Genomic DNA, 25,227 nt, shown 5'->3' with positions numbered 1-25,227 from the left:
GCGCGGCACGGCCATGAGCACCTGGCTCGTCACCGGCGGCGCCGGCTTCATCGGCTCGCACCTCGTCGAGGCTCTGCTCGCCCGCGGCGACAGCGTCCGCGTCCTGGACGACCTGTCCACCGGCCATCGCCACAACCTGCCGCCCGGGGTGACGCTGATCGTCGGCGACGTGGCGGACCCCGATGCGGTTGGCCAGGCCATGCAGGGCGTGGACGGCTGCTTCCACCTTGCCGCCATCGCCTCGGTCGAGAAAGGCATCACCGACTGGCTCGGCACCCACCGCGCCAACCTGACCGGCACCATCACGGTGTTCGACGCCATCCGCCGCCAGGGCGGCCGCATCCCAGTGGTGTATGCGTCCTCGGCCGCGGTCTACGGCGACGCCGCCAGCGTGCCAATCGGCGAAACCGAGCCGTGCCGCCCGCTGTCGGGCTACGGCGCCGACAAGTACGGCTGCGAGCTGCACGCGCGGGTCGCCAGCCATGTGCACGGCATTCCCACCGTCGGGCTGCGCTTCTTCAACGTGTATGGGCCGCGGCAGGACCCGAAATCCCCCTATTCCGGCGTCATCTCGATCTTCTGCGAGCGCATCGCCGCCGGCATGGCGATCACCATCAACGGCGACGGCGGGCAGACCCGGGACTTCGTCTATGTCGCCGACGTCGTCGCGGCCCTGCTGGCCGCCATGGCGCTGCGTCCAGCCGACTCCCCGGTGTTCAACGTCTGCACGGGCCGGCCGACATCGGTGGCGGCACTGGCGGCGCTGGTGGCGGACCTGGCGGGCAGGCCGCTCGACGCCCGCAACGGCCCGCCGCGCGCGGGCGAGATCCGGCACTCGCATGGCCTGCCCGACCGGGCCAACGCCGTGCTCGGCCTGCCGGACCGGGTCACGCTGGGCGACGGCCTCGCCCGGGTCCTGCACTGGATGACGGAGGCCACGCGGTAGCGCCCGATGAAAGCCATCCTGCTGTCGCTGGTGATGCCGCCCACCGGGTTCATCACCCTGATCATCATCGGCTTGCTGCTGCGCGGCCGCTGGCACCGGCTCGGCCGCCGCCTGACCTGGGCGGCCGCCGTCCTGCTGCTGCTGTTCAGCCTGTCGGTCGTTTCCGACAGCGCGCTGGTCGCGCTGGAGACGGATCTGCCGACGACGCCGCCGGCGGACCACCCGCCGCAGGCCATCGTCGTGCTAGGCGCCGAGACCCTCCGCTCGACACGGAACGGGATCGTTGACTTCCGGCCGGGCCTGCTGACGCTCGACCGCCTGCGCACCGCCGCCGCCCTGCACCGGCGGACCGGCCTGCCGATCCTGGCGACCGGTGGCGTCTCCACCGAATGGACCAAGGCGGTCGGGCTGGTCATGTTGCAGAGCCTGCACGACGACTTCCAGACGCCGGCGCGCTGGGTCGAGTGGAAGTCGCGCGACACCTGGGAGAACGCCCGCTACAGCGCCAGGATCCTGCACGCCGCGGGCATCACCTCGATCTACGTCGTGACCAGTGCCTGGCACATGAAGCGGGCGTTGGTGGCGTTCCAGGGCACCGGCCTGACGGTGACGGCCGCGCCGACACCGCCGGATGACCCGGATGGCCCGGATTGGGGTGACCTCATGCCGCATGCCTCGGACTGGCAGACAGGCTACTACGCCATGCACGAATGGATCGGCCTGCTGTATTATAAGTGGTTCCGCTGAGCGCATGGAAATCGAGACAACCGCGGTACTCGGCGGCCTGGCGCCGGAGGCACTGGCGCTGCTCGACGGCGCGACCGGCCTGTTCAGCGGACGGGCGTGGTGGGAGGTGGTGCTGGCGCATGGCCTGCCGGCGGATGCCAAGCCGTGCTTCGTCACGCTGCGGGCCGGCGATGCGGTGGTGGCGCTGGTGCCGATGCTGCGGCAGGGAGGGCGGCTGGCCGGCCTGACCACGCCCTACACCTGCGACTATGCGCCGCTGTTCGCCGCCGGAGCGGAGCAGGCGTCCCGCGTCGCGGCGATGGCGGCGTTCGCGCGGTTCTGCCGCGGCAGCGGCGTCACCCGGCTGGATGCGCTGCCGGCGGAATGGGACGGGCTGCCGGACCTGCGCGCCGGCGCCCGGCGGGCGTGGCTGTGGCCGCTCCGCTTCGACCATTTCGGCAACTGGCACGAGGACGTGTCCGGCCTCGGCTGGGCCGCCTACCTGCGCGAGCGTCCCGGCGCGCTGCGCGAAACCATCCGGCGGCGGCTGCGGCGGGCCGAGGCGGTGCCGGGCGCGCGGTTCGCGCTGCTGGCGCAGCCGGCGGAGATGGACCGGGCGGCGGAAGCGTTCGAATCCGTGTACCGGCGCAGCTGGAAAGAGCCCGAGCCCTATCCGGCCTTCAACGTTGCGCTGATGCGGGCGATGGCCGCGGCCGGGGCGTTGCGGTTCGGCCTGTGGTCCATCGGCGACGTGCCGGTGGCGGTGCAGATGTGGGTGGTGATGCATCGCCGCGCCATCGTGCTGAAGCTGGCGCATGACGAGGCGTACAAGGCGCACTCCCCGGGGACGGTGCTGACGGCGCTGATGCTGCGGCACCTGCTGGATCACGAGGACGTGGCGGAAATCGATTTCGGCCGGGGCGACGACGGTTACAAGCAGGACTGGGCGCGGCAACGGCGCCAGCGCATCGGCGTGCTGCTGGTCGCGCCATGGCGGCTGCGTGGGGCTCTTGCGCTGCTGCGCCATTTCGGCGGCCGGGTAGCCGGCCTGCTGCGGGCCAGCGCGCGGCGGCTGGCGCCAACCGGGCGTTGATCGGCAGGAAGGCGACGTCATCCGCACGGCGACTGGAGACCGCGGGCTTCAGCGGCAAGAGCCGACACTCTGTCAGTCGCCCGGTCCGTGGAACGGCAGGCGGATCGTCGGCCACCCGTCGCGGCCGCAGGTCCGCTGAATCGTTTCTATGCTGCTGCGAAAATGCGGTTCCGCAGGATCATCGCCTCACCGTCGTGGCCGGGCGTGTCCCTACCGGATGCACAGATTCCGGAAACGATCCGCTGCCGCCGTGGCTCAATACTGTCATGGCTGGTGCCGGTTTCACCGACGGCAATCAAGCAAACACGGAGTTGCACGGTGTTGGCACGGAGTTCCGCAGAGAACGTTGGTCATGCGCGTCGCGCGAATCGCATCAAACGATCGGACGCCGCCAAGGAGGCGATCATGATGCGGCCGCCCCGGACGACGCTGCGCAACTCCGTGCGAACACCGTGCAACTCCGTGTTCGCTTGATTGCGGTGGCAGACCCGCCCCATCCCGGTCGGCACGACGCCCCACGCCAGATGCGTGCGGGTCACACGACGGCGAGGCGGACCTGCGCATCCTCGGCCAGTTGCCGGTCCGCCCAACGCGCATCGGCGCGGCGACAAGGCGGCAACGTTCCCAGGCATCGGGCGAGCGCCTGGCTCGGCGATTGTTTCCAGGATCTGTGCATGCGGTAGGGCTCGTCCCGGCCCCCGCCGTCGCAGCGCAGATAACCGGGACACACCCGGCCATGACGGAAAAGCAACGGCGGCTGCCATTTTCATCCCTCGTGGTGCCCGCGCGCGGCCAGGGGGGACTGAACGTCTCGATATGTTTCACGCGACAATGGGTTTGGGACGGGACGCGCCGGCCGGCTGTTTGGTGTCGTTGGTAACGACACTGGCGTGGCCCTCCAGGTCGGCCGCTTCGCGCTCGAATTCCTCCGCGGGTTGCCGAAGCATGGCCTTCAGGTGGAGGTCGTCCCCATCCGATGCCATCGCGCGATAGGTGTGTGCCAGCGCACGCAACCTTCCTGAACCGCTTGCCTCTATTCCCGCACGCTATCGTGCTCCTGAAAGGCCTGCAAACAATTATTGACAACCATCACCTGGAGCGAAACAACGCGCAGTCGTTGCGACACGACAAGCCTGATTGCCGCCGATCATGGCTGCGCCGGACTGAAGGTGATCAGGATCGGCGCATCGAGGTCCCGTCGGCCTGTCGCCTGGCTGCCTCCGGCTCGGCTTCGATGCGGGCGTCCGGCACCCGGGCCGAAACCGGTTTGCGGATCGGCGTGAAAGTGTCGTCAGCCTCCGTGCCGCGCGTTCGCCAGCATAGCCGGCCAGCAGGAAGCACAGCAGTCGAGGCCGCACGCCTGGCCATCATCGGCAGTCGCTCGGGCAGATCGCGCACGGCGTACCGGACCCTGGAAAACTGGAACCGCCTGGTGCAGCGCGGCCTGGCGCCGGAGGCCACAAATGGCAACAGCGGGATACGCATCCTGTTCCCGTTGCAGCGGCGCTATTCGGCCGCCGGGTGGTGCTGCAGGCAGCGGTACGTTCCCCCGCCATCATGGCCCGGATCGTCCGCATAGGCGCTGAGATGAGGCCGGGCGAGCACCTCGCCATGATGCGGCCGGACCACTGCCCTTACAGCCCAATCCCCAGTAGCTCCGCGATCCGCGGCGTGGCCTTCAGGCCGGTGCCGGTCATCACCAGCACCGTGGTCTGCTCCGGCGTGATCGTCCCGGTTTCCAGCAGCTTGCCGAACGCCGCCGACGCCTGCGCACTCGTCGGCTCGACGTAGACGCCGGCGCGGGCCAGGTCGAGCGTCGCGGCGGCGATCTCCGCCTCGTCCAGCATCACCGCGCCGCCGTTGGTCTCGCGCAGGATGCCCAGGACTTCCCGCATCCGCACCGGATGCGCGATCGCCGTGCCCTCGGCCATCGTCGGGGCGATCGTCGTCGGCACCGCGTCCTCCGCCCCCGCCAGGAACGCCGTGCCAATCGGCGCGCAATTGGCCGGCTGGGCGGCGAAGATGCGCGGCAGCGTGTCGATCTCGCCGGCGCGCAGCAGTTCCGCGAAGCCGATGCCGCAGCCCAGCACGTTGGAGCCGGCGCCGCAGGGGGTGATGATGTTGTCCGGCGCGCGGAAGCCCAGATCCTCCCACAGTTCGTAGGCCAGAGTCTTGGTGCCGTGCAGGAAGAACGGGTGCCAGTTGTGGCTGGCGTAGAAAATCGACTCCGAGCGGGCGACGGCGGCATCCGCCGTGTCCTGGCGGGTGCCGGGGATCAGGTCCACGGTCGCGCCGTGCGCCCGCATCTGCACCGTCTTGGCCGGGCTGGTCGACTCCGGCGTCAGGATCGTCGCCGCCATCCCGCCCGCGGCGGCATAGCAGGAAACCGCCGCGCCGCCGTTGCCGGAACTGTCCTCCAGCACGGCCGTGATCCCCTGTGCGCGCAGCAGCGACAGCATGACGCTGGCGCCGCGGTCCTTGAAGCTGCACGTCGGGTTGAGCCACTCGCATTTCAGCAGGGTCGAGACGCCGCCGATGCGGCGCGCGATCAGCGGCGTGCAGCCTTCGCCCAGGGTTATCGGCTGCTCGACCGCCAGCGGGAAGGCGGCGCGATAGCGCCACAGGCTGCGCAGGCCGGCGTCGATCTGCGTCCGGGTCAGCCCGGGCAGCGGCGTCAGCATCAGCGGCGCGCGGTCCGGCCCGCACCAGCGCGGCTGGTCGAGCGGGAAGGTCGCGCCCGAGCGAGGGTCGAGATAATCAATTTGCATACACACGAGTGTGCGCAGAACTGCACTGGCACTCAAGCGGCAGGTTGCGCGCGGCTTGGCGTGTCACGTCTGACGTTGTCCCGAAATCATCACAGGGGCGTGGGCTTGCAACCGCCCGGCGGCCGGAAGATATCCAGGCGCATGACCGGATTTCGCCGCCGTACCGGCTTTTACGGTGTGACGACGCGCCTGCCGCCCTGAGAGCGGCGGGCCGAGGCGGACCCGGCGGATCGGGGCGCCACAGTCTGCCGCCGCGGTATGCCTTCGGGCGGATCGGGCGACCCGGCCGGTCGTGGGTTCGCCCTGGTTCCTGCGTGTTCCCGATCCGGTCCGCTGCGTCCTGTAGGGAAAGCGATCCTCGGCCGCGACAAGCCTGTCTCGCCGGTCGCATGACTGACGAATGTTGCTATATTAATTTTCTGCGAGCTCGCTGAGCCGGGCACGCTGAGGACAGACGGACGAACCGATGGATTTGATTTCCGGATTACAGACCTTCATTCGCGTCGTCGAGACCGGCTCGTTTTCCGCGGTGGCGCGGGAAACGAACACCAGCCAGTCGGCGGTCACGCGCCAGGTCGCACAGCTCGAGGAGCATTTCGGCGTCCGGCTGCTGCATCGCACCACCCGCAAGCTCAGCCTGACCGACGACGGCCAGGCGCTGGTTGACCGGGCGCGGCACCTGCTGGAGGAGGCCGAGGACCTGGAAGACACGTTCGGCCGCAACGGCGGCGAGCCGACCGGGCTGGTGCGCATCGGCGTGCCTGTCGGGGCGGCGATCCTGCTGGTCAAGGACGTCACCACCCTGCTGCACCGCTACCCCGGGCTGTCGCTGGAACTGGTGGTCAGCGAGGAGTTGTCCGACCTGGTGGAGGACCGCCTGGACCTCGCCCTGCGCTTCGGCCAGTCGCCGGACACCTCGCTGGTTTCGCGCGCCATCGCCATGATCGGCTCGGCGCCGGCTGCCGCGCCGGCCTATCTGGAAAAGCATGGCGCGCCGTCGCATCCCTCCGAGCTGGCCGATCACACCTGCATCATTCACGACATCGGGCCGGGCAGCACGCGTTGGTCGTTCACTGGTCCCGACGGCGCGGTGGAGGTGGAGGTCGGCAGCGCGTTCCGCTCAAACAATTCGCTGGTGGTGCGGCAGGCGGCGCTGGCGGGCTACGGCATCGCCCTGCTCGGCGACGCGCTGACCACCGACGATTTCCGGGGCAGCCGGCTGTACCGGCTGCTGCCGGACTACGTCGCCCGCCGGCGTCCCGCCTTCGTCGTCTATCCCTCGCGGCGGCATATGCCGTTGCGCACGCGCGTCGTGATCGATTTCATGATCGAGCGGTTCAAGCAGCTGGAGACGCGGCTGCGCGACGGACGGGAATGGGGCGAGAACGAGGCGACCTGGCTGGTTTAGTTAATATACCGAACCGAAGCCCGTGCCGGGACGGCTGATCGCGCTGCGATGCCTGATGCCGCCACCAGACCCGGCCTAGGCTGATATGGTCACCGCCTGTTGATACTGACACGGCTGTGTATTGATCTCACGCCGGGTCCGTCGCCATTGGGGATGGTATCTTCAGGCCGCTCCGGCCACGGGAGACGCGATGCAGATCGATTTTGCCTACGACCCCAGCGTCGCCAATGCGCCGGTCGGGTTCACGACGGGGCTCGCGGCGGCGGCCGCCTATCTCGATGCGCTGATCACCAACCCGATCACCGTCACCATCCGCATCGGCTGGGGCGAGAACGATGGCAGCCCGATTCCCGCGGGCGAGCTGGCAAGCGGCGGGCCGACCAACGGCAGCGGCATGTCGTACGGCACGCTGAAGGCCGAGCTGGCGAGGGTGGCCACCACCCCGGCGGATCAATCGGTGGTGGCGAATCTGCCGGCGGCCGACCCGACCGGCGGCGGCAACTTTTTCGTGGCCTCAGCGCTGGAGAAAGCCTGGGGCGCGTTGCCGGCCGCGTCGCCCGGCATCGACGGCAGCATCGGCTTCAGCGGCAGTTATAGATTCACCTTCGATCCGAACGCCAGGGCGCAGCCCGGCCTGTATGATTTCATTGGTATCGCGGAACACGAAATCACCCACGCGCTGGGACGCTTCGCCGGCCTGCAGTATAGCCCCGGATGGTATTCGCCGATGGACCTGGTCCGCTACGCCGCGCCCGGGGCACTCGCGCTGGCCAGGGGCGAGGCGTCGTATTTCTCGATCGACGGCGGCCGGACGGCGTTGCTGCCGTTCGATCCCAGCCCCACCGGCGACCCGGGCGACTGGGCGTCCAGCGTGCCGGGCGACCCGTTCGGCTACAGCCTTCCGGGCCAGGCCGAGCCGATGTCGGCAACCGACATCACCATGATGGACGTGCTGGGCTACAACGTCGCCGGCACGCCGCCTCCGGCCACGACCGGCGGCAACACGGCGATCGGCGCCGCCACGCCGGCGGCCGGGACGCCTGCCACCGCGGCGAGCGGCGCGATCACGCAGAGCAGCGCCCGGGTGAGCCAGGACACCCTGCATGTCGTTTCGGAGACGCACAACGGCTTCATCGCCAGCGGCGCCGGCAACGCGGTGATCAATGCGAGCCAGGCGAACGGCACGGTTGTTCCCACCGACGGCGGCGTTGACTCGTTGTTCGTCGATGACAGCCACCTCGCGACGGCGGGATCGACAACCGCCGTCGATTTTCATGCCGGCGACAGCCTGACGATCCGGGGCCTCGCTCCGGCGGACTTCATGCCGGCATGGCTGAACGATCAGGGCGGGAAAGGGCTGACGGGCGTGTTCGGGACCGCGAAGGGGGTGGCGGAAGACGTTACTTTGGCAGGATATACCACCGCCGGCTTGGGGGCCCGGCTGGCAGGTGCCCTCGGCCACGCACAGGGCGAGGCGGGCGCTTCGGGCACGGGTTACATGACAACTCATGCAGCTTGACGTTGGTTGACTGCCGCCTCCGCCTTGGTGTCTGTCCGAAAAGTTTCCCTTATCTTCCAACTAGTTACGGACGACACGGTGTCGCTCATCGGCGGAAAACGCCACTACTTTCGAGACCGTTCCGCTACCAGCTGTGGGTTAACCACTTGATTCCATTGGCTACCTTCTCGGACAGACACTTAAACATGTGAGCCTTCGGCGCAATGAACATGGACCGGCGGTGCCGATAAGGCCGGGTCCCAGGCGCATTTGCCTCCGCTTTTCAACACGGAGCGTACGAAGGTTCCGCGGAGCAACTGTCTTTTTTGTTTCGGCTTCATCATCCAGTTTCCCGAATTTTGGACACGCGTTATCGTTCCGCAATCGCGGCTGGTATGGCCCGGCCTTCATCATTGGTGAGGCCATGGGATCGCCGCGTGGGAATTCCCGCGTCCGGGCGCGCTGGCGATTGCGTCCATCCCCGATACGGTGGCCGGATCACGCAGCGTGGCCGTGCAGTCCCGCTGCCGCGGCGCCATCTTGATTATCCCGGATACCAGGCAAAGATCCTGGTCGTTGTCCGCAAACGATCGAAATCCGCGGCAGCAACCAGGCGTCTTTGTCCGCGGAGGCCACGGGCCTTCGCGGCGTGGGCATTGTTATGCAGGGAACGTCAGCCGATGACAGGTCATCCTGCTCGTCCTGTTGCGCACACACGGACGAGGGCGAAATCTCACCTTGGCGCCGCCGGCCTCAACCTGTTGGCTGCTGTCTCCCTGGCGCCGGCGGCGGCTGCGGCACCGTCGCCGGATAAAGTCGCCGCTGCCCAGGATGCCACGCCGCCGCCCGCATCGTCGGGTACGCCCGCGCAGCACGGCCATGGCAAAGCCTCCGCCTTTGATCCGGTCGCCGCGCGCATCAGGTATCTGCACGACCGGCTTCGCATTACGCCGACCCAGGAGCCGCTGTGGAACAAGCTTGCCCAGGTCCTGCGGGAGAACGCCGCGGCGGTCGCTCCGCTGGCCAATGAGCGGCTGCATCCCACGCCGGACCGCACCGCCGTCGAGACGCTTGGCCTCTACCAGAAGCTGGGCGAGGTCCAGATGGCGGGGCTGAACAAATTCGTCGCCGCCTTCCAGGCGCTGTACGACGTCCTGTCGGCGCACCAGAAGAAGATCGCGGACGTGCTGTTCCGGACCAGCCCGCTGAGCCTGGTTGGCAGCATCCCGGAGCTGCCCTGGCAGCTCTACGAGCTTCCGCCGGCCAGCCGCGATGCCTATGGCGCCCCGCTCCAGGAACCGGGCGAGGTGCCGTATCCAGTTTATGATGGTGGCCCGCTTTACCCGGCGTATCCGTACTATCCGCCCTACCCTGCCTGGATCCCGGGTGTTCCGATCGGGTTGGGGACGCCGTTTTTCCTGCTTGCTCCGCGCCTGCGCCATGGTCGCCCCTGGCTGCGGGGATATCGTCCGTTCCGGGCCGGTGCCCCGTACGCCTGGACGCCCGGGATGCGGCCGTTCCGGACCCGTTAGCGACCGACGCAGCGGACCGCGCGCCGGTTGGGACCGCGCCCGGGTGCGGTCGGAACGGGGCCGTGGAGGCGCCGCGCCTGGACCGTGCGCGGACGTCGCCCGGCAACGGACGTTGTCAACCGTGATGAAACGTTACCCCCCGGGCCTCGCGATGGGCAACCATGCCCCAATCTGCATACAGTCCGCTGTAAGCCGCGAATTTGTTTCGTCGTGTGCGAGTGCCCTGACCTCGGCACACCGCTGTTCTTGCCAAACAGGAACGAACTCCGGTCGCCGCGGAAAGAAAATATTAACCTTTCCCCGCTATCGTCGGCGTCGCAACCGCACCCGGACCCGCTGATGTTCCCCGCAGCCGACTGGCTTCCCACCCTCGACGACGCGGTCGCTCCGCCGGCGGTTCTCGGCGCCGGCGCGCTGACCAGCTTCGCCTTCCAGGGCGACGACCACGACGCGCTGGTCGCCCGCATCGGCGACGCCGAATCCCCCGCCGCCCGCCTGTACGACACCGCCATCGCCTGCCAACTGGCCTTCCGCCGCGTCGAGGGGCTGGCCCTGCAGGACGAGGCGCTCGCCCTCAGCCCGCTCTACCGGGTGCGCCGCCAGGCCGCCCCGGATCGGCCATCGGATCGGCCTTCGGGCCGGCTGCTGCGGCTGCTGGCGCTGATGGCCCCCGGCGACCTGATGGTCAACACGCCGCTGGAGTTCATCACCGGCGCCATCGATGTCCGCCTCGACCTGCTGTACCTGCTGCCGGACCGCGCGCTGCCGCGCGTCATCCCCGACCACGACGTCGCCTTCTTCGCCGTCAGCGAGGCCGACGCCCCGGCGCTGGCCCGGCTGCGGCGCCTGTTCGACGCCTGGCCGCGGCCGGCGCTGAACGATCCCCGGTTCCTGCCGCTGCTGGCCCGCGACGCGCTGGCGCGGTCGCTGGCCAATGTGCCGGCGATCTGCAGCCCGCCCACCGTCGCGGTGACCCGGGCGGCGCTCGCGGCGCAACTCGACGCCGGCCAGCCGCCGGCGACCGGCTATCCCTGCCTGATCCGGCCGAGCGGCTCCCACGCCGGCGCGGGCCTGATGCGGGCCGGCACGCCCGCGGAGCTGGCCGCCTGCCTGCGGCGGTCGTTCGCCCGGGATTTCTACCTGACCGCTTACCAGGAGTATGCCGGCCCGGACGGACTCTACCACAAGTCGCGCATCGCCTTCATCGACCGCCGACCCTTCCTCTGCCACATGGCCAGCTCGCAGGACTGGATGGTCCACTACCTCAACGCCGGCATGACCGAATCCGCCGATCGGCGGGCGGCCGAGGCGTATGCGATGGCGAATTTCGACCTCGGCTTCGCCCGCCGCCACGAAGCCGCGTTCGCGGCGCTGCACGACCGCCTCGGCTTTGACTACTACGCCATCGACTGCGCCGAGACCCACGACGGCCGCCTGCTGGTGTTCGAGGCCGACACCGCCGCCATCGTCCACCTGATGGACCCGCCCAACCTGTTCCCCTACAAGCCGCCGCAGATGCGCAAGGTGTTTGCCGCGTTCGAGGCGATGCTGCGGCGGCGGGCCGGCCGCGACGATGACCATGATTCGGGGGGCCATGACACGGCGGCCCATGACACGGCGGCCCATGACACGGCGGGCCATGACACGGCGGCCCATGACACGGCGGGCCATGACACGGCGGGCCATGACACGGCCCCCTGGGCGCCCGGCGCCGCCCTCACGCCTCCGGTTTCGTCCCCGGCCCGAACAGCCCGACACGATCCGCCCGGACCCGCCGCAGGTCGCCGGAGCGCAGCGTAACCCCGGCCTTGTCGAAGAACTCCAGGATCTGGATCGCCACCTTGCGGCCGTTGTCCAGGCGGTCGCGGAACAGCGCGGCGGTCAGCACGCCCTCCTGCTCCGCCACCGCGGCGGCGATGGCCGCCATCTCCGCCACCGTTTCGCGCAGGAAGAAATGGTCCTGGGCGATCTCGACCAGCTGACCCATCCGCTGCAGCCGCTTCAGCGTCGCCCGCACGACGGGTTCCGGGATCTGCACGCTGTGGGCGATGTCGCGCACCCGCGGCGGGCGGAAGCGCTCGGCGGCGAGCATCGGGCGGGCCGCGGTCCAGATCCGCTCGTCCTGCGGCGACAGGCTGATGCGGTGGCCGGGCAGCCGCAGCCACGGGCCGTCCTGCTCGATCACCGCCTCCTGCAGCAGCGCCGCCAGGATGCCGGCGAAGGCGGCCGCCGGGGGACGGCCGAGGATCGCCTGCCGCAGCCGCTCCGGCTGCAGCCCGGGCAGTTCCGGCGCGCTGCGATGCTGCGCCGCCAGGGCCGCCAGCACCGCCTGGCGCAGCCCGTCGAACGCCGCCCGCGACAGGATCAGCCCGCCCGCCGCCAAGGCCCCGGCCGCGGTGAGCAGCCTGGGCCGCGCGGCTTCCTCGACGTTGCGGGCGCGCAGGAAGGCGGCCTCGCCGGTCCAGCCGGGCGCAACTGCCAGCAGCCCGCGCAGTGCTTCGTCCGTATCCGCCGTCTCCAGCGCGGCAAGCTGCGCCAGCCGCGCCGGGGTGCGCCGGCCACGCCGCGGCGGGAACGGGTCCAGCACCACGCCGCCGCCCAGGGTGCGCGTCGCCCCGCTGTCGCGCAGCACGATCCGGTCGCCCGCCAGCACGCCGATGGGCTGCCGCAGCGTCAACCGCGCCAGCGCCGTCTCCCCCGGTTCCAGCCGATGGGCGTCGAGCAGCGCGAGGCGGGCCATGACGTGAGCGGCGCCGGTGTGCAGGTGCACCTCGGTTTCCGGCCGCAGCGGCCGCGGCGCGTCGTCCAGCAGCGTGACCCGGGCATCGAGCGAGGCGGTGGGCGCGTGCAGCGCCGGATGCAGCACCCAGTCGCCGCGCGCCACCGACTCCTTCGACAGCCGCGGGCCGGTAATGTTCAGCGCCACCCGCTGGCCGGCCGCCGCGGTCTCGGCCGGCCGGTTCTGCGCGTGCAGCCCGCGCACCCGCAGTTCCAGCCCGGCCGGCGACAGCAGCAGGCGGTCGCCGGCGGCGATGCGGCCGGCGACCAAGGTGCCGGTGACGACCAGGCCGGCGCCCGAGAGCGTGAAGGCGCGGTCCACCGCCAGCCGCGGATATCCGGCAGTGTCACGGGGCGCGCCGCCCGCGGCCAGCAGCGCGCCGCGCAGGTCGTCGATGCCCTGCCCGGTCAGGGCCGAGACCGGGACCATCGGCGCGCCGGCCAGCTTCGTGCCCGCCAGCAGCGCCTGCACGGCGGCGCCGACGTCGGGGATGCGATCGGCCGCGATGTCGGCCATGGTCAAGGCCACCACGCCGTTGCCGATGCCCAGCAGCGACAGGATCTGCAGGTGCTCACGGGTCTGCGGCCGGATCCCCTCGGGCAGCGCCACCACCAGCAGGGCGGTGTCGATGCCGCAGGCGCCGGCCAGCATAGTATGGACGAAGCGCTCATGCCCCGGCACGTCGACGAAGCCGAGCTCGCCCTGATAGGCGTAGCCCAGGTCGATGGTGATGCCGCGGCGTTTCTCCTCGGCCAGGCGGTCGGTGTCGACGCCGGTCAGCGCCTTGACCAGCGCGGTCTTGCCGTGGTCCACGTGCCCGGCGGTGCCGATAATCATGCTGTGGTCCCGTCTCCCCGAAATATGATGCCGAATGGCAGCAAAACGCCGCCTCGCCGGCGCCGCCGCGTCGTTGTCGCCGGATGTTCGCTTGCGAGGGCGAACCGGCAAGCGCTAGGCAGGCGCTGAACAGCCGGATGTGATGAGCCTTGATCCAGATGACGCTACGCCGACTGATGCCGTCGGTGTCCCCTGCCCGCCTGATCATGGCGATCCAGTTCGTCCGGTTCATCATCGTCGGCTTCGGCGGGCTGATCGTCGACACTATCACGGTCTACAGCCTGCGCCACGCGCTGGGCCTGTATGGCGCCGGGATGGTGGCCTATGGCACCGCCGCCACCACCACCTGGGCGCTCAACCGGATCTGGACCTTCCGCGGCCACGGCACCGGCGCGGGCGCCATCCACGCGCAATGGGCCCGCTTCATGGCCACCAACTTCGCCGGGTTCGTGCTGAACCGCGGCACCTACGCCTTGCTGGTGACCTTCCTGCCGATTGCCGCCCAGCAGCCGATCATCGCCATTGCCGCGGGCTCCGTGGCGGGTGTGTTCGTCAATTTCAACCTCTCGCGCCGGCTGGTGTTCCGCTGACCCGGGAGCAAGCCCAGCCATAATGATGTGGGCCAGGGTCGCGGCAGATCGTTTCGGCAATGTGTGAGGGCCCGTTTGGCTGATTTGAGCGCCGGCCGCTTGGACAGGGTGTGCCGGCGCTTCGATTGACCGTGCGCCACCGGCGGCGGGCGTGCGGTACGGCCGTCCTTGAATGCTCGCACAGAGAAAAATGGAGAACCGCCGAGGGCCACAGGGAAGAAGATCTGGCGCTGCCCGCGAAGCGCCCGGCGATCAGCACTGTCGGACCATGGAGCCTGACCTCGCCGCCTGGCTGGATCGCTGCATCAGCCTCCCACGCCGACACCGGCACTCTGTCGCCCGCTATCCCCCTGATCCCCGTGGCCCTCCACCGCCCTCAGTTCCTTCTCTGTGCAAACAGAAATACACCATCAACCACGCTGTCCGGGCCGGCGGAGGCACCCTGTCCGCACCAAAACCACGCCAGATCACGTGACCACGCCTCGCTCCCGGACAGCAAACCCCCAGACCTCCCGGCCCACCCCAGTCAAACAGGCTCAGAATCCCGCCCGGAACGCTCCAGCGTGCGGCAGCGATGCGTCGGAGGGTCCGGCCGTCTCGCCCAGCCAAAAAATCTTCCGGACGGATGATCGGCGCGTGTGGCGTTAACCAATCGCTAACCGGACCATGCCCAGTCTTCCCGCCTCACCAGCGGGTTAGGTGCGGCCATGAGTCCCGTCCTGATTTCCTACTTCAGCCCATGGGCCTGCGAGACCGGGGCGATCGCCCTCGCGCCCATGTCCCGGAAGCCGGCCGCCCAGGCGCCGGCGGCGATGCCGCGGCGCGATGCGGCGATCAAGCGCGCCATGGATATCGGCTTTGCGCTGCTGATCCTGGCCGTGCTGGCGCTGCCGATGCTGCTGGCCGCCGCGGCGATCCGCCTGACCAGCCGCGGCCCGGCGATGTTCAGCCAGGAGCGCATCGGCCTGCACGGCCAGCGCTTCCGCATGCTGAAATTCCGCACCATGCGGCGGCAGGCCTGCGCCGGCGCCTGCCGGCAGGCGACGCGGCACGACCCGCGGGTCACCCGGCTCGGTGCCCTGCTGCGCCACACCTCGTTCGACGAGGTGCCGCAACTGTTCAACGTGCTGGACGGCACCATGTCGCTGGTCGGCCCCCGGCCGCACGCTCCCGGCACCTGCGTCGCCGGCCGCCGGTTCGAGAGCATCACGCCCCGCTATGCCACCCGCCACCGCGTCAAGCCGGGCGTCACCGGCCTGGCCCAGGTGCGCGGCTGGCGCGGCGAGACCGACACCGAGGACAAGTTCCTGCGCCGGCTTGACAGCGACCTGGAATACATCGCGACCTGGAGCCCCTGGCGCGACCTGGCGATCATCGGCCGCACCGTCGGAGCGGTGCTGCGGATGCGCAACGCGTATTGAGCGAGGAGGGCATGTGCCATGTCCGCCGCCATATTCCGCCTGCCACCGTCCATCACCGCCGGCCATGACCCGTCACTGCGGCCGCATGGCCCGTCCGTCGCCGAGCAGTTCGGCCTGCAGCCGCCGGAGGCGCAGGTGGCGGTGCTGATCCCGTGCCATAACGAGGAAGCCGCCATCGCCAAGGTGGTGGCCGATTTCCGCAAGGCCCTGCCGGACGCCACCATCTACGTCTACGACAACAACTCCACCGACCGCACGACGCAGCGGGCCGAGGCGGCGGGCGCCCTCGTACGGCGCGAGCGGCTGCAGGGCAAGGGCCACGTGGTGCGCCGCATGTTCGCCGACATCGAGGCCGATGCGTACGTGCTGGTGGACGGCGACGACACCTATGATGCCGCGGCGGCGCCGGAAATGCTGCGCCTGCTGCTGGAGCGGCACCTTGACATGGTCAGCGCCGCCCGTCACGGCGTGGCGCGCGGCGCCTACCGCGCCGGCCACCGCTTCGGCAACCGGCTGCTGGCTGGGCTGGTCGCGCGGGTGTTCGGCCGCGGCATCAGCGACCTGCTCTCCGGCTACCGCGTGTTCAGCCGCCGCTTCGTCAAGTCGTTCCCGGCGTTGTCCTCCGGCTTCGAGACGGAAACCGAGTTCAGCGTACATGCCCTCGCCCTGCACATGCCGGTGCAGGAAGTGCTGACCCTGTACCGGCAGCGCGCCGCGGGCAGCCGATCGAAGCTGAACACCGTGGCCGACGGGCTGCGCATCCTGCGGGCCATCGTCACGCTGATCCAGCAGGAGCACCCGCTGGAGGTCTTCTCCCTCGCCGCCGTGCTGCTGGTCGCCACCGGCCTTGGCCTCGGCGTTCCGGTGGTAGTGGAGTTCGTGCACACCGGCCTGGTGCCGCGGCTGCCGACGGCGCTGAGCGCGGTGGGGCTGGTGCTGCTGGGCTCGCTGTCGCTGACCTGCGGCCTGATCCTGGACGCCGTCGCGCGCGGGCGGAAGGAGAGCAAGCGCCTGGCCTACCTGGCGATCCCGTCGGCGGAGTGGCCGGAATGACGCTGCTCGCCGGCTCCCTGCCCGCTGCGCCGGTGGATGCCGACATCCTGATCCTGGCGCTGGACCGGATCGAGGAAACCCTGGCGGCGATCCGCTCTTCGCAGGAACAGATCGGGGTGGCGACGCACCTGTTCGTACTCGACCAGGGCTCGCAGCCCGCCGGGGTGGAACGGCTGGCCGAGGCGGTGCGGGCGCTGCCCAACGCGGCGCTGCTGAGCGTGGGCGGCAACCTGGGCGTCGCCGGCGGGCGCAATTTCCTCGCCCGGCTCGGCAGCGGCCGGGCGATCGTGGCGCTGGACAACGACGCCGAGTTCGCCGCGCCGGACACCGTCGCCCGCCTGGTCGCGGCGCTGGACGCCGAGCCGCGGCTGGCCGCCATCGGCTGCCGCATCGTCACCTATGCCGACGGACGCGACGACCTGTCGTCCTGGGGCTATCCGGCCAGCCTGCTGCCCAGCGCCGGCGACAGCTTCGATGCCGTCACCTATGTCGGCGCCGGCCACGCGCTCCGCCGCGGCGCCTGGGAGCAGGCGGGCGGCTACGACGGCAAACTGTTCTTCTGCTGGGAGGAATACGATTTCTGCCTGCGCGCCATCGCGCTGGGCTGGCGCATCCGCTACCGCGGCGACATCGTGATCCGCCACAAGGTCAGCCCCGAGCGGCGCGTCTGCTGGGGCGCCGCGCGCTGGTTCTATTTCGTCCGCAACCGCCTGTACATCGAGCGCAAAATCGGCGCCACCTGGCCGCAGATCGCGCCGCGCGCAGTGGGCTACCTGCTGAAAGGTTGCCGCAATGGCTTGCTGCGGCAGACGGTGCGGGCGATCCGCGCCGCGCGGGCGATGGCGCCGCGCGCCAGGCCGCGGAAGCTGCCGCGGGAGGCCTGGTCCTACTTGCTGCGCAACGACCGCGCGCACCGCGGCTCGGTCATGCGCCGGCTGCGGACCGAGGCGCTCGGGCGGCTCGGCGCTGCCGCCACAGCAAAGTGACGATCCGCGGGCTGTCGACCAAGTAGCGCCGCGCCAGGCGCCGCGGTTCGGCGGCCAGGCGGAACAGCCATTCCAGGCCGAGGCGCTGCATCGCCCGTGGCGCCCGGCGGCGGGCGCCGGCCAGGAATTCCAGGCTGGCACCGACGCACAGCCCAGTGCCGGTCGCATCGCCCGCGGCGGCGATGGCGGCGGCCAGGCGCTCCTGCCGCGGTGAGCCGACGGCCAGGAACACCAGCCGCGCGGGGTGGGCCCGGACGAAATCCACCACGGCGGCGAAGGCGTCGGGGTCGCAGTCGAAGTCCATCGGCGGGTCATAGTGCGCCGGCGGCGCCACGCCGAGCCGCGCGGCCAGCGCCGGCAGCCAGGCAGGCGAGAGGCCGACGATGGTGATGCGCTCGCCCGGTTGCAGGTGCCGCGCCAGCAGGCGGGCCGTCAGGTCGCTGCCGGTGACCACCGGCGGCGCGGGCAGTCCCAGCAGGCGCGCCCCCGCCGCCACCACGCGGGAGTCCAGCAGGCACAGCGCCGCGCCCCGGTACGCCGCCCGCAGCGCCACGTCGCCGTCCAGCCGCACCAGGTGATCGGCGTTCGGCGTCACCACGTAGGCGAACGGCGCTCCGGCCGGGCGGGCGGCGATCGCCGCCGCGGCCGCCGCCAGGTCCAGGCAGGCGAAATCCAGCCCGAGCAGCGGCAGCGTCGGCGGCGCGATTGCCCGCGTCGCCAGGGTGGGCGGAGGCCCGTTGTCGCTCGTCATGGCCAGGGCATGCCCAATGGGCACTGACTGAGGGAGACGGGGTCGGACCAATTGCCTCTCCGTCATGGCCGGGCGTGTCCCGGCCATCCGCGCTTCGACGGCGGGGGGTGGATGGCCGGGACACGCCCGGCCGTGACGATAAGGCGACGATAGGGCGACGACCGCGCTCTGTTCCTCTTCAAGTCAGCGCCAATGGGATGAAGGCCCGGCATCACAGGCCGATCCGAACGGTGAGCAGGCCCAGGCCGCCGCTGTAGCCCGGCAGGGTGGTGCCGTGCACCGCCTGCAGGTCGGTCTGGTCGTAGGTCAGCGACAGCCGCAGCGAGCGGTTCATCACCCAGGTCAGCGCCGCCCCCACGGTGCTGCCGCGCTGGCTGCCGCCCTGGAAGAAATCCGCCTGCTGCAACACAGCCGAGGCCCTGAACACCAGGTTGCGCAGGATCTCGTGGTCGATGCTCAGGCGCGCGGCGGTGTAGGTCAGGCCGGAGACACCCTCCTGCGCCGCGTCGGCGGTTTCCCGGTCCAGGGTGAAGCCGACGGTGGTCAGACCCGTCGGCGACCAGGTCACGGCGGCGTCGGCGATCAGGGTGTTCTGCTGGGGGTAGGCCGAGGCGGTGAACTGGCGGACCTCGCCGCCGACGAGGACACGCCAGTGCCAGACCGCATTGGCGTCGTAGTTGAAGCCGCCGAGCATCTGGTAGCCGGCCGAGTTCGGCGTCGGCTGGCCGAACGGCATATGCAGGTAGTCCTGCCCGAGCGCGCGGACGACGAACAGCAGGTTGCGCAGCGGCGCCCACTCATAGCGCAGCGTGACCGCGCCCTCGCCGACCAGGCGGTCGCGATAGGATTGGTCTGCCGGCGCGTTCTGGATCGTGGCATCGCCATAGGACCAACGCGCGGCCTGCAGGCTCGGGATGATGCTCCAGCGCCCACGGGTCAAGGTGTAGGAAACGCGGGCGTCATCGACCTGGAAGGCGACGGGCTGGTCGGTGGGGAGGTTGTCGATCCGGTCGCGATCCTCGTGCAGCGACAGGTGCGAGGCGGCCAGGGTGACCTGGTCGGCGCCCAGGTCGATCCGCCCGCCGGCCGAGACCGTGGCGTTGGTCCAGTCCTGCCCGGGCGCCGACAGGTAGTGCATGTTCTGCGCCGACAGCGCGGCGCCGAACGCGTTGCGCGACCAGTCGGAGTTGATGATCAGCGTCGGCGTGGTGACGATCTGCCAACTGCCCAGCTGCCGGGTGCCGGCCTGGACGTTGCTGGTGTAGCCGAAGCCCTGGTCCAGCCGCGGCCAGATCTGGAACGAGTCGAGCCGCAGGCCGAGCGACATCTGCTCGGGATGCAGGCGGGAGGCGACGGTGACGCCGGGCGCGGCGCCGTAGCCGGGCACGCCGTCGGGGATCCAGGTCGAGAGCATGTCCGCCGCGGCCGGCGCGGCGGCTGCGGCCGTGCCGAGGGCGGCGAGGAGGCTCCGGTTCAGGAAGGAACGCCTGCGCATGCCGGCGCAGTATCGCCGGCAGGTGCTAACGAACGGTTAACGGCGGCGCGGCGGAACGGCTGTGCTTCCGCAGCACCGCAGGCGTGGGCAGAACGCCAATGCCGGACCCGATCCCGTCGTGGTGAAACCGGTCATGCCAGGTTTTGACGGTTTACCGGGGCGCACATGCCGCAGGCAGGCGGCGCTACCCGCAGCCGGTCCCGTGCCGATAAAGGCCAGCGGCACCGACCCTTCCAACGATCGACTGCGATGCGCAACGAAAGCGCGCGTTGCGGGTTCGCGTTCCTCGTCCCTGGCCCCGGTTACCCTGGACGAGCGGCCGGAGCGCAGGTTCGGCTCACAACGGGGAACATCCAGACCAACAGGATTCCCAACGCGCTACAGGCTGAAACGGATGCCGACCCCGAAGGACTGGGCATTGCTGCTGGGATTGATGGTTCCGCCATAGCTGAGGAAGATGGTGAGCGGCCAGGAAGCGACCTTGATGTCGGTGGCGAGGCCGACGACGGCGGCGTCGCGGCCGATGGGCGCGCTGTCGAGCATGAAGCCGCTGCCGTTCAGGCCGGCGAAGCCAGCCGAGATGCGCGCGGTGTTGTCGGCGAACTCGTGCGACCAGCCCAGCCGGGCCTTGGCGGTCACCTGCACGGCCCCGCTCACGACGACGGCGCGTTGCGCGCTGACGGCGAGCAGGCTCTCGGCGCTGCCGAGCGACTGACCGGCGATGGTTTCCGCCAGCGGCCCGCCGGCGGTTTCCGTGACATCGCCGAGACGCAGGCTGACGCCGCCGAAGCCCAGGCTTGGTTCGATCAGCCAGTTGTCGAGCCTCTGCTGCACGCCGACGCGCACGGACCCGCCGGCGGCCAGCCCGTTGCTGCCGCCCTGCGCCGCGGTGCCGAACAGCGGCAGTGACTGGTGCACGCTGTCCTGCAGATACATCAGGCCAAGCTGCGTCTCGGCGAACACCTTGCCGCGCTGCCACTGGCCATAGACGGCGAACTGCGCCGTGTTGCCGGAGGCGTGTCCGCTGGCCTGCGACCAGGTGTCTCCGGCGACCGTGCCGGCCGCCACCCCCGCGCGCACCGCGTCGGCCAGCGTCATGTCGATCCCCGCCGCCGCGCCGCCCAGCCCGGCGGTGAAGCCGGGCGCGCCGCCGCCGGCGCCGACGCTGTTGTAGCCGGCCAGCCCGCTGACCCAGATCGTGCTGCCGTTCGGCCCGGGGGCCATGCTGTCGCTCGCATCGGCCGCCAGCCCGCGCCGTGCCGCCAACTGGCCGCTGATGGCGTTGGCCACCAGGTACCAGGAATTCCGCGCGGTGATCAGTGCGTCGGCGTAGATCGACGGCGCCAGCTCGTCCAAAGCCGGCGTGATGCGGCCGGCGGCCAGCGGATACAGGGGATCGAACAGCGCCGCCTGGGCGGCGTTCATTGGCGCGCCGGGCGCCGGGCGGATGGCGTCCAGGGCCGCGCCGACGGCCGCCTCGCTGCTGCTCTGCGCCATCCCGGCGGCACCGAGGTTGGCATAGGACGCCGGCGTCACCGCCAGCGTGATGGTGTGGCTGCCGGTGACGGTATCGAGGCGCGTGCCGGCGGCCAGGCCGTTGCCAGGCTCGGTGAGCGCGGTGAAGCCGCCGCTGATCCCGCCGGCGGCAGTCAGGATCGGCCAGGTGGCGCCAAGCGCCGGCGCGGTGCCGATGGGCGAGGCAACCACGCGGCCGCCGCCGAGCGTTGCCGTGCCGCCGACGGCGATGAGGTCGGCTCCGCCCGGGCCGATCTGCGCCTGGTAGGTGGCGCCGGGCGCGACTGTCAGGTCGCCGAGCACGCGGATGGTGCCGACCGAATTGCCCGGCGCCACGGTCGAGCCTGCGAGCAGCGCCAGCGACCCGACGGTGCCGTTGCCGGACAGCACGCCGGCATTGCTGAACGCGCCACTCACCGTGCCGTTGTTGGCGAAGCGGCCGCTGTTGGTGACGTCGCCGATGATGCTGCCGGTGTTGCTGGCGGTGTTGCTGGCGGTGCCGGCATTGATCAGCGGGGTGTTCACCTCGATGAAGCTGCCGGCGTTGCCGAGGGTCGCATTGGCGGCGACGGCATAGCCGCCGGCGCTGACGAACGTGGCGCCCGGGGCAATCGCCAGGTTGCCGCCAAGGGTGCCGGTGACGGCGAGGGTGCCGCCTTGCACGGCGGTGCCGCCGGTGTAGCTGTTGTTGCCGGCGAGGACGAGGGTTCCGGAGCCTTGCAAGGTCAGCCCGCCGGGGCCGGAGATGCCATTGCTCCAGATATCGAATGCGTTGAACCCGCCGAGCGCAGCGTTCATGGTGACGGTGACCGGGCCGGCAAACGCGCCGTAGCCGCTGGCGGCGGCGTAGAGATTGAGGCGGGCCCAACCCGTGCCGTTATCCAGCGGCACACCGGATGGCAGCTCGGTGCTGGCGAGCACCTGGTTGAGCTGATCCGTGCTCAGGTAAGGAAAACGGGTGGCGATCAGCGTCGCGGCGCCGGCCGGCACCACCGGTGCCAGGGTGGTATCGCCGACCGAGGGCAGGCCGTAGGCGAGGAACCAGGTGTAGGCCTGGATCTGCTGGGCATAGGTGGCCGCGGACGGGATGGTGTGGTTGGCGACGCCGGCCGCCACGTTGCCGGCGCAGGCCGCCGCGTAGGGCGATGCGCCGCCGCTGCCCAGTCCCGCGCCCGCCAGGTAGGCTTGCATGGCCAGCTTGAGCCGATCGAGATTCCCCGCAAGGCTCGCCGGCGGATACAGTGGGTTGCCCGCCAGCGTCTGCGCCGTCACATAGATCGCCAGGATCCGCCCGCCGATGACGTCCAGCGGATAATGCACGCCGAACACGTTGCGGCTGTAGGCGAAGTCAACGCCTTCCTGGACGAACTGCTGATAATATCCCGGCGCCAGAATGGCATACAAAAGCCCAGTGGTATTGCCGTAAAAGGAATGTCCGCTCGGGAAGGCGGGAGACTGGGTGTAGCTTCCCCAGTTCTGATTGTATATCCCATTCGTCTGCTGGACCTGGTAGGCAAATTGCGACGAATTGGCCGGGGTGAAGGGATTCGAGACGATCACGTTTGAAACCTGGAAGGGTCGCGGATCGCCGTTGGGGTCGGCCGTCGTGGCGTGGTAGGCAATGCCGTAGATATCATAGCCGCCGAAATAGCCTTTCAGATCGACCTGTGGATCGCTGGGCACGTTGGCGGCCACGATCGCCACCACGCCGGCAATCGATGCCGGCAGGTTGACCGCCGTCGGAACGCCGGCCTGCGTGTAATAGAAATTCGGATTGTTGGGGAACGTGGCGATGAGAACGTTCTGGACGACGTAGTTGATGAGCGCATTCTCCGCCGCCGTGTTCTTCTGCGCCGGTGGGGAATTCAGATAGATGCTCTCATCGGTTTGCAGGTTCGCCTGCAGCAGGGCCTGCCCGGCCGGCGTGTTCAGCAGGTGCTGGAAGGGTGACAGCAGGGCTCTCTGGTCGGCGTTCTGGGCAGCGCAGAGGCTGTCGCAGCTCGGGGCCGGCGCTGCCAGTGCCACGCCGAACGGGACCGGCGCCACGCCGAACAGGGCCGCCGAGGCCAGCCGCGATAACCTGCGATTCCGGCGCCCGCAATGAAAATCGGACAGTGGCCAGTAACGTCTCGACCTGTCGCGGCGGACTGCAATTGGCATGACCAAGGTCGTTTATCGCAAAGGCTGCCGTCGCCAGCGTATCACAATGCGAATCTCTCGGGTCGCAGACAAACATTATCACTTGATAGCAAAATATTTCATTTATTATACGTAATGTATACACTCGTCAGGCCGGGCGCGGTACACCGCCCCGACGTCATGGCGGCCGTAGGGCCGCCATCCACGCCTTGCGGTGCCGGTACCAGCAGAAGGCGTGGATGGTGGGCCTGCGCCCACCATGACGAGGTGGCACCGACCTCGCCCATTTTCCGCCATCGCGGTGCCGGCGCGCCGACTGGCTAACTCCGTGTTGAAAATCAAGGAAGAATGAGCAGGCACGAACGGTTCCGGGGACGCTGCAACCGACCGCCACGGCTTTAGCCCCCATTCCCCATCCCTTGCCAATGATGGCCAGGGCCAAGGGCGGCGGGCCATCTGCCCCATCCAACGGGGTCGGCATTTCCGGCGGGCTGCACTAAAACGGATAGCTCAATCCGGCAGTGAATCCATGAAATATCACGTCTGACCCGGCATTGACGCCAAGCGCATGCACCGGCGCACGCGACCCTGTTGTGAGTGTTTCCTGAATCTGTCCCGGCGCCACGGCAACGCCGACGAGCCATAGCGCTTCATAGCCTGCCTGCACCGCCAGCCCATCCCCGACCTGGTATTTCAGCTGCAGGCCGGCCTCGCTGACAAAGGCCGGGTGATTGGCCGCGGCGCTCGCCGGGTAGACCACCTTCTCGAGGCTCACGCCCGTGGACTGTTGTGCGTTGTTGTCGAACAGCCCGAGCTTGATCTGCCCTTCAACCGAGAAGCGGCCATGCTGGAAGATTGTTCCGTCAGCGCCGATCTGGATGCCGTAAAGGTTGTTCGTTGTGCTTGTGTTCCAGAAAGGCGGGTAAGGTCCTGCCGCCACGCCCAGTGGCGCCTGGGCAACCTCGTTGAGGGTGCAGTTGGAAGCACCGCAACTTTGTTTCCATACCGGTGCGGTGCGGTCCGTGGGACTCAACGTGCCCTGCAGGTTGTCGTTCAGCTGGAGCCAACGGAAACCGGCCAGCACGGTCACCCGGCTGGAGAGAGCCAGCCGCCCGTTGGCCTCGGCGCTGTAGAGATTTGTGACATCTCTCCACACCATCGCCTGGTAGGGGAAATCCTGCGTCTGCCAGAACACGCCGGGCGCCTTCATCACAAGCCAGTCCGCCGGTGTGTCGGGGCCTGTGACGTTGGTGGCGCTCTGGTTGAAGATGTTGAAATAGGACAGCTCTGCGCCGTAGCCGGAGTCGCCGCGGTAGGTCAGGTCGATTTTCGGCCCGGCGGAGACCCCCTGCTGAAACTGGTTGCTGTTGAAGGCTTCGACGCCTGCGCCGGTAAACGTGCTGTAGAATGGCTCCGTGCCTGGCACACGTTCGACCAGGGTTTGGTTCACCCCGCCGCTGCGTCCCAGAATGATGGTGCCAATGAAGACCGTCCATTGCGGGGCGCCCTCCGGCTGGCCGGCAGCCTGGCTGGTGGCGCTCTCCGGTTCCGGGGCCCGGGCCATTGCCGGCGGGCCCAGCATGGCGAGCGGCGCGGAGAGGAGGCCGGCAGCGGCAAGCCTCGGGAAAGCGGGTCTGGCATTGGAGTGGTTCAATCGTCGATACCCTTCGCTGGCGTGCATACCGCGCCC

The 25,227-nt window shown here is 69.7% G+C and carries 19 protein-coding genes; 12 read left to right on the top strand and 7 right to left on the bottom strand.

The window, feature by feature from the left end; all coding sequences use genetic code 11:
* Window positions 1-13: 13 nt before the first annotated feature.
* Genes CCS01_RS21980 through CCS01_RS21970 form a run of 3 tightly spaced genes read left to right on the top strand, consistent with a single transcriptional unit; the run spans window position 14 to window position 2,765 of the window.
* Complete coding sequence (locus tag CCS01_RS21980; RefSeq protein ID WP_104520906.1) at window positions 14-946, top strand: NAD-dependent epimerase/dehydratase family protein; 933 nt, start codon at window positions 14-16, stop codon at window positions 944-946.
* Between the two features lie 6 nt (window positions 947-952).
* Complete coding sequence (locus CCS01_RS21975) at window positions 953-1,693, top strand: YdcF family protein (protein WP_104520905.1); 741 nt, start codon at window positions 953-955, stop codon at window positions 1,691-1,693.
* 4 nt (window positions 1,694-1,697) lie between these two features.
* Window positions 1,698-2,765: a GNAT family N-acetyltransferase gene (locus CCS01_RS21970; protein WP_158258539.1), complete on the top strand. Its 1,068-nt coding sequence runs from the start codon at window positions 1,698-1,700 to the stop codon at window positions 2,763-2,765.
* A gap of 821 nt (window positions 2,766-3,586) precedes the next feature.
* Here the strand turns inward: CCS01_RS21970 and CCS01_RS33080 are convergent.
* Window positions 3,587-3,778, bottom strand: coding sequence for a hypothetical protein (locus tag CCS01_RS33080; RefSeq protein WP_146101893.1), 192 nt, complete (start codon window positions 3,776-3,778; stop codon window positions 3,587-3,589).
* A gap of 38 nt (window positions 3,779-3,816) precedes the next feature.
* Between CCS01_RS33080 and CCS01_RS33075 the strand changes: the two genes are divergently transcribed.
* A complete protein-coding gene (locus CCS01_RS33075; protein ID WP_146101892.1) occupies window positions 3,817-4,344 on the top strand; it encodes a hypothetical protein in 528 nt (175 codons plus the stop codon).
* A 55-nt stretch (window positions 4,345-4,399) separates the two neighbouring features.
* Here CCS01_RS33075 and CCS01_RS21955 read toward each other — a convergent pair whose 3' ends face one another.
* On the bottom strand, window positions 4,400-5,533 hold the full coding sequence (locus CCS01_RS21955; protein WP_104520901.1) for a threonine synthase: 1,134 nt from the start codon (window positions 5,531-5,533) through the stop codon (window positions 4,400-4,402).
* 466 nt (window positions 5,534-5,999) lie between these two features.
* Between CCS01_RS21955 and CCS01_RS21950 the strand changes: the two genes are divergently transcribed.
* The 4 genes from CCS01_RS21950 to CCS01_RS21935 all read left to right on the top strand — a co-directional run bounded on the left by CCS01_RS21950 (window position 6,000) and on the right by CCS01_RS21935 (window position 11,771).
* On the top strand, window positions 6,000-6,941 hold the full coding sequence (locus tag CCS01_RS21950; RefSeq protein ID WP_104520900.1) for a LysR family transcriptional regulator: 942 nt from the start codon (window positions 6,000-6,002) through the stop codon (window positions 6,939-6,941).
* A 190-nt stretch (window positions 6,942-7,131) separates the two neighbouring features.
* Window positions 7,132-8,460 (top strand): NF038122 family metalloprotease, encoded by a 1,329-nt coding sequence (locus CCS01_RS21945; protein ID WP_104520899.1) that lies wholly within the window; start codon window positions 7,132-7,134, stop codon window positions 8,458-8,460.
* A gap of 740 nt (window positions 8,461-9,200) precedes the next feature.
* Window positions 9,201-9,971 carry a Spy/CpxP family protein refolding chaperone gene (locus tag CCS01_RS21940; protein ID WP_158258538.1) on the top strand — a complete coding sequence of 257 codons (771 nt, stop codon included), beginning with the start codon at window positions 9,201-9,203 and terminating at the stop codon, window positions 9,969-9,971.
* A gap of 339 nt (window positions 9,972-10,310) precedes the next feature.
* Window positions 10,311-11,771, top strand: a complete 1,461-nt coding sequence (locus CCS01_RS21935) for an ATP-grasp domain-containing protein (protein ID WP_104520897.1) — start codon at window positions 10,311-10,313, stop codon at window positions 11,769-11,771.
* Here CCS01_RS21935 and selB read toward each other — a convergent pair.
* The gene (gene selB / locus CCS01_RS21930) at window positions 11,689-13,587 is read right to left on the bottom strand and encodes a selenocysteine-specific translation elongation factor (RefSeq protein WP_104520896.1); all 1,899 of its coding nucleotides are present in this window, start codon (window positions 13,585-13,587) and stop codon (window positions 11,689-11,691) included. The genes CCS01_RS21935 and selB overlap by 83 nt on opposite strands.
* 158 nt (window positions 13,588-13,745) lie before the next feature.
* Here selB and CCS01_RS21925 point away from each other — a divergent pair, with 158 nt between their 5' ends.
* From CCS01_RS21925 to CCS01_RS21910, 4 genes are all read left to right on the top strand, one after another.
* Window positions 13,746-14,177 (top strand): GtrA family protein, encoded by a 432-nt coding sequence (locus tag CCS01_RS21925; protein ID WP_239992347.1) that lies wholly within the window; start codon window positions 13,746-13,748, stop codon window positions 14,175-14,177.
* Between the two features lie 707 nt (window positions 14,178-14,884).
* On the top strand, window positions 14,885-15,598 hold the full coding sequence (locus tag CCS01_RS21920) for a sugar transferase (RefSeq protein ID WP_104520894.1): 714 nt from the start codon (window positions 14,885-14,887) through the stop codon (window positions 15,596-15,598).
* A gap of 18 nt (window positions 15,599-15,616) precedes the next feature.
* On the top strand, window positions 15,617-16,651 hold the full coding sequence (locus tag CCS01_RS21915) for a glycosyltransferase family 2 protein (RefSeq protein ID WP_104520893.1): 1,035 nt from the start codon (window positions 15,617-15,619) through the stop codon (window positions 16,649-16,651).
* Window positions 16,648-17,637: a glycosyltransferase family 2 protein gene (locus tag CCS01_RS21910; RefSeq protein ID WP_104520892.1), complete on the top strand. Its 990-nt coding sequence runs from the start codon at window positions 16,648-16,650 to the stop codon at window positions 17,635-17,637. The genes CCS01_RS21915 and CCS01_RS21910 overlap by 4 nt, the downstream gene beginning before the upstream one ends.
* On the opposite strand, the gene CCS01_RS21905 is transcribed toward CCS01_RS21910, so the two are convergent.
* The 4 genes from CCS01_RS21905 to CCS01_RS21890 form a co-directional block, all read right to left on the bottom strand.
* Window positions 17,576-18,388, bottom strand: coding sequence for a WecB/TagA/CpsF family glycosyltransferase (locus CCS01_RS21905; RefSeq protein WP_104520917.1), 813 nt, complete (start codon window positions 18,386-18,388; stop codon window positions 17,576-17,578). The two genes, CCS01_RS21910 and CCS01_RS21905, sit on opposite strands and share 62 nt — an antisense overlap.
* A 211-nt stretch (window positions 18,389-18,599) precedes the next feature.
* A complete protein-coding gene (locus tag CCS01_RS21900) occupies window positions 18,600-19,883 on the bottom strand; it encodes an outer membrane beta-barrel protein (protein WP_104520891.1) in 1,284 nt (427 codons plus the stop codon).
* Window positions 19,884-20,261: 378 nt separating this feature from the next.
* Complete coding sequence (locus tag CCS01_RS21895; protein WP_104520890.1) at window positions 20,262-23,558, bottom strand: autotransporter domain-containing protein; 3,297 nt, start codon at window positions 23,556-23,558, stop codon at window positions 20,262-20,264.
* A gap of 475 nt (window positions 23,559-24,033) precedes the next feature.
* Window positions 24,034-25,218, bottom strand: coding sequence for a hypothetical protein (locus CCS01_RS21890; RefSeq protein WP_158258537.1), 1,185 nt, complete (start codon window positions 25,216-25,218; stop codon window positions 24,034-24,036).
* Window positions 25,219-25,227: the final 9 nt, after the last annotated feature.

It is taken from the genome of Rhodopila globiformis, assembly GCF_002937115.1.
GTDB classification, from domain to species: Bacteria; Pseudomonadota; Alphaproteobacteria; order Acetobacterales; family Acetobacteraceae; genus Rhodopila; species Rhodopila globiformis.
The sequence above is the reverse complement of the archived record's forward strand: the minus strand, read 5'-3'. Positions and strand labels throughout refer to the sequence as shown.

Bases quoted from the DNA above. Each gene is read 5' to 3' on its own strand.
- CCS01_RS21950 (WP_104520900.1), top strand. From the start codon at position 6,000: ATGGATTTGATTTCCGGATTACAGACCTTCATTCGCGTCGTCGAGACC.
- CCS01_RS21970 (WP_158258539.1), top strand. From the start codon at position 1,698: ATGGAAATCGAGACAACCGCGGTACTCGGCGGCCTGGCGCCGGAGGCA.
- CCS01_RS21980 (WP_104520906.1), top strand. From the start codon at position 14: ATGAGCACCTGGCTCGTCACCGGCGGCGCCGGCTTCATCGGCTCGCAC.
- CCS01_RS21905 (WP_104520917.1), bottom strand. From the start codon at position 18,388: ATGACGAGCGACAACGGGCCTCCGCCCACCCTGGCGACGCGGGCAATC.
- CCS01_RS21920 (WP_104520894.1), top strand. From the start codon at position 14,885: ATGAGTCCCGTCCTGATTTCCTACTTCAGCCCATGGGCCTGCGAGACC.
- CCS01_RS21945 (WP_104520899.1), top strand. From the start codon at position 7,132: ATGCAGATCGATTTTGCCTACGACCCCAGCGTCGCCAATGCGCCGGTC.
- CCS01_RS21910 (WP_104520892.1), top strand. From the start codon at position 16,648: ATGACGCTGCTCGCCGGCTCCCTGCCCGCTGCGCCGGTGGATGCCGAC.
- CCS01_RS21955 (WP_104520901.1), bottom strand. From the start codon at position 5,533: ATGCAAATTGATTATCTCGACCCTCGCTCGGGCGCGACCTTCCCGCTC.
- CCS01_RS21900 (WP_104520891.1), bottom strand. From the start codon at position 19,883: ATGCGCAGGCGTTCCTTCCTGAACCGGAGCCTCCTCGCCGCCCTCGGC.
- CCS01_RS21915 (WP_104520893.1), top strand. From the start codon at position 15,617: ATGTCCGCCGCCATATTCCGCCTGCCACCGTCCATCACCGCCGGCCAT.
- CCS01_RS21975 (WP_104520905.1), top strand. From the start codon at position 953: ATGAAAGCCATCCTGCTGTCGCTGGTGATGCCGCCCACCGGGTTCATC.
- CCS01_RS21925 (WP_239992347.1), top strand. From the start codon at position 13,746: ATGACGCTACGCCGACTGATGCCGTCGGTGTCCCCTGCCCGCCTGATC.
- CCS01_RS21895 (WP_104520890.1), bottom strand. From the start codon at position 23,558: ATGCCAATTGCAGTCCGCCGCGACAGGTCGAGACGTTACTGGCCACTG.
- CCS01_RS21935 (WP_104520897.1), top strand. From the start codon at position 10,311: ATGTTCCCCGCAGCCGACTGGCTTCCCACCCTCGACGACGCGGTCGCT.
- CCS01_RS21890 (WP_158258537.1), bottom strand. From the start codon at position 25,218: ATGCACGCCAGCGAAGGGTATCGACGATTGAACCACTCCAATGCCAGA.
- selB (WP_104520896.1), bottom strand. From the start codon at position 13,587: ATGATTATCGGCACCGCCGGGCACGTGGACCACGGCAAGACCGCGCTG.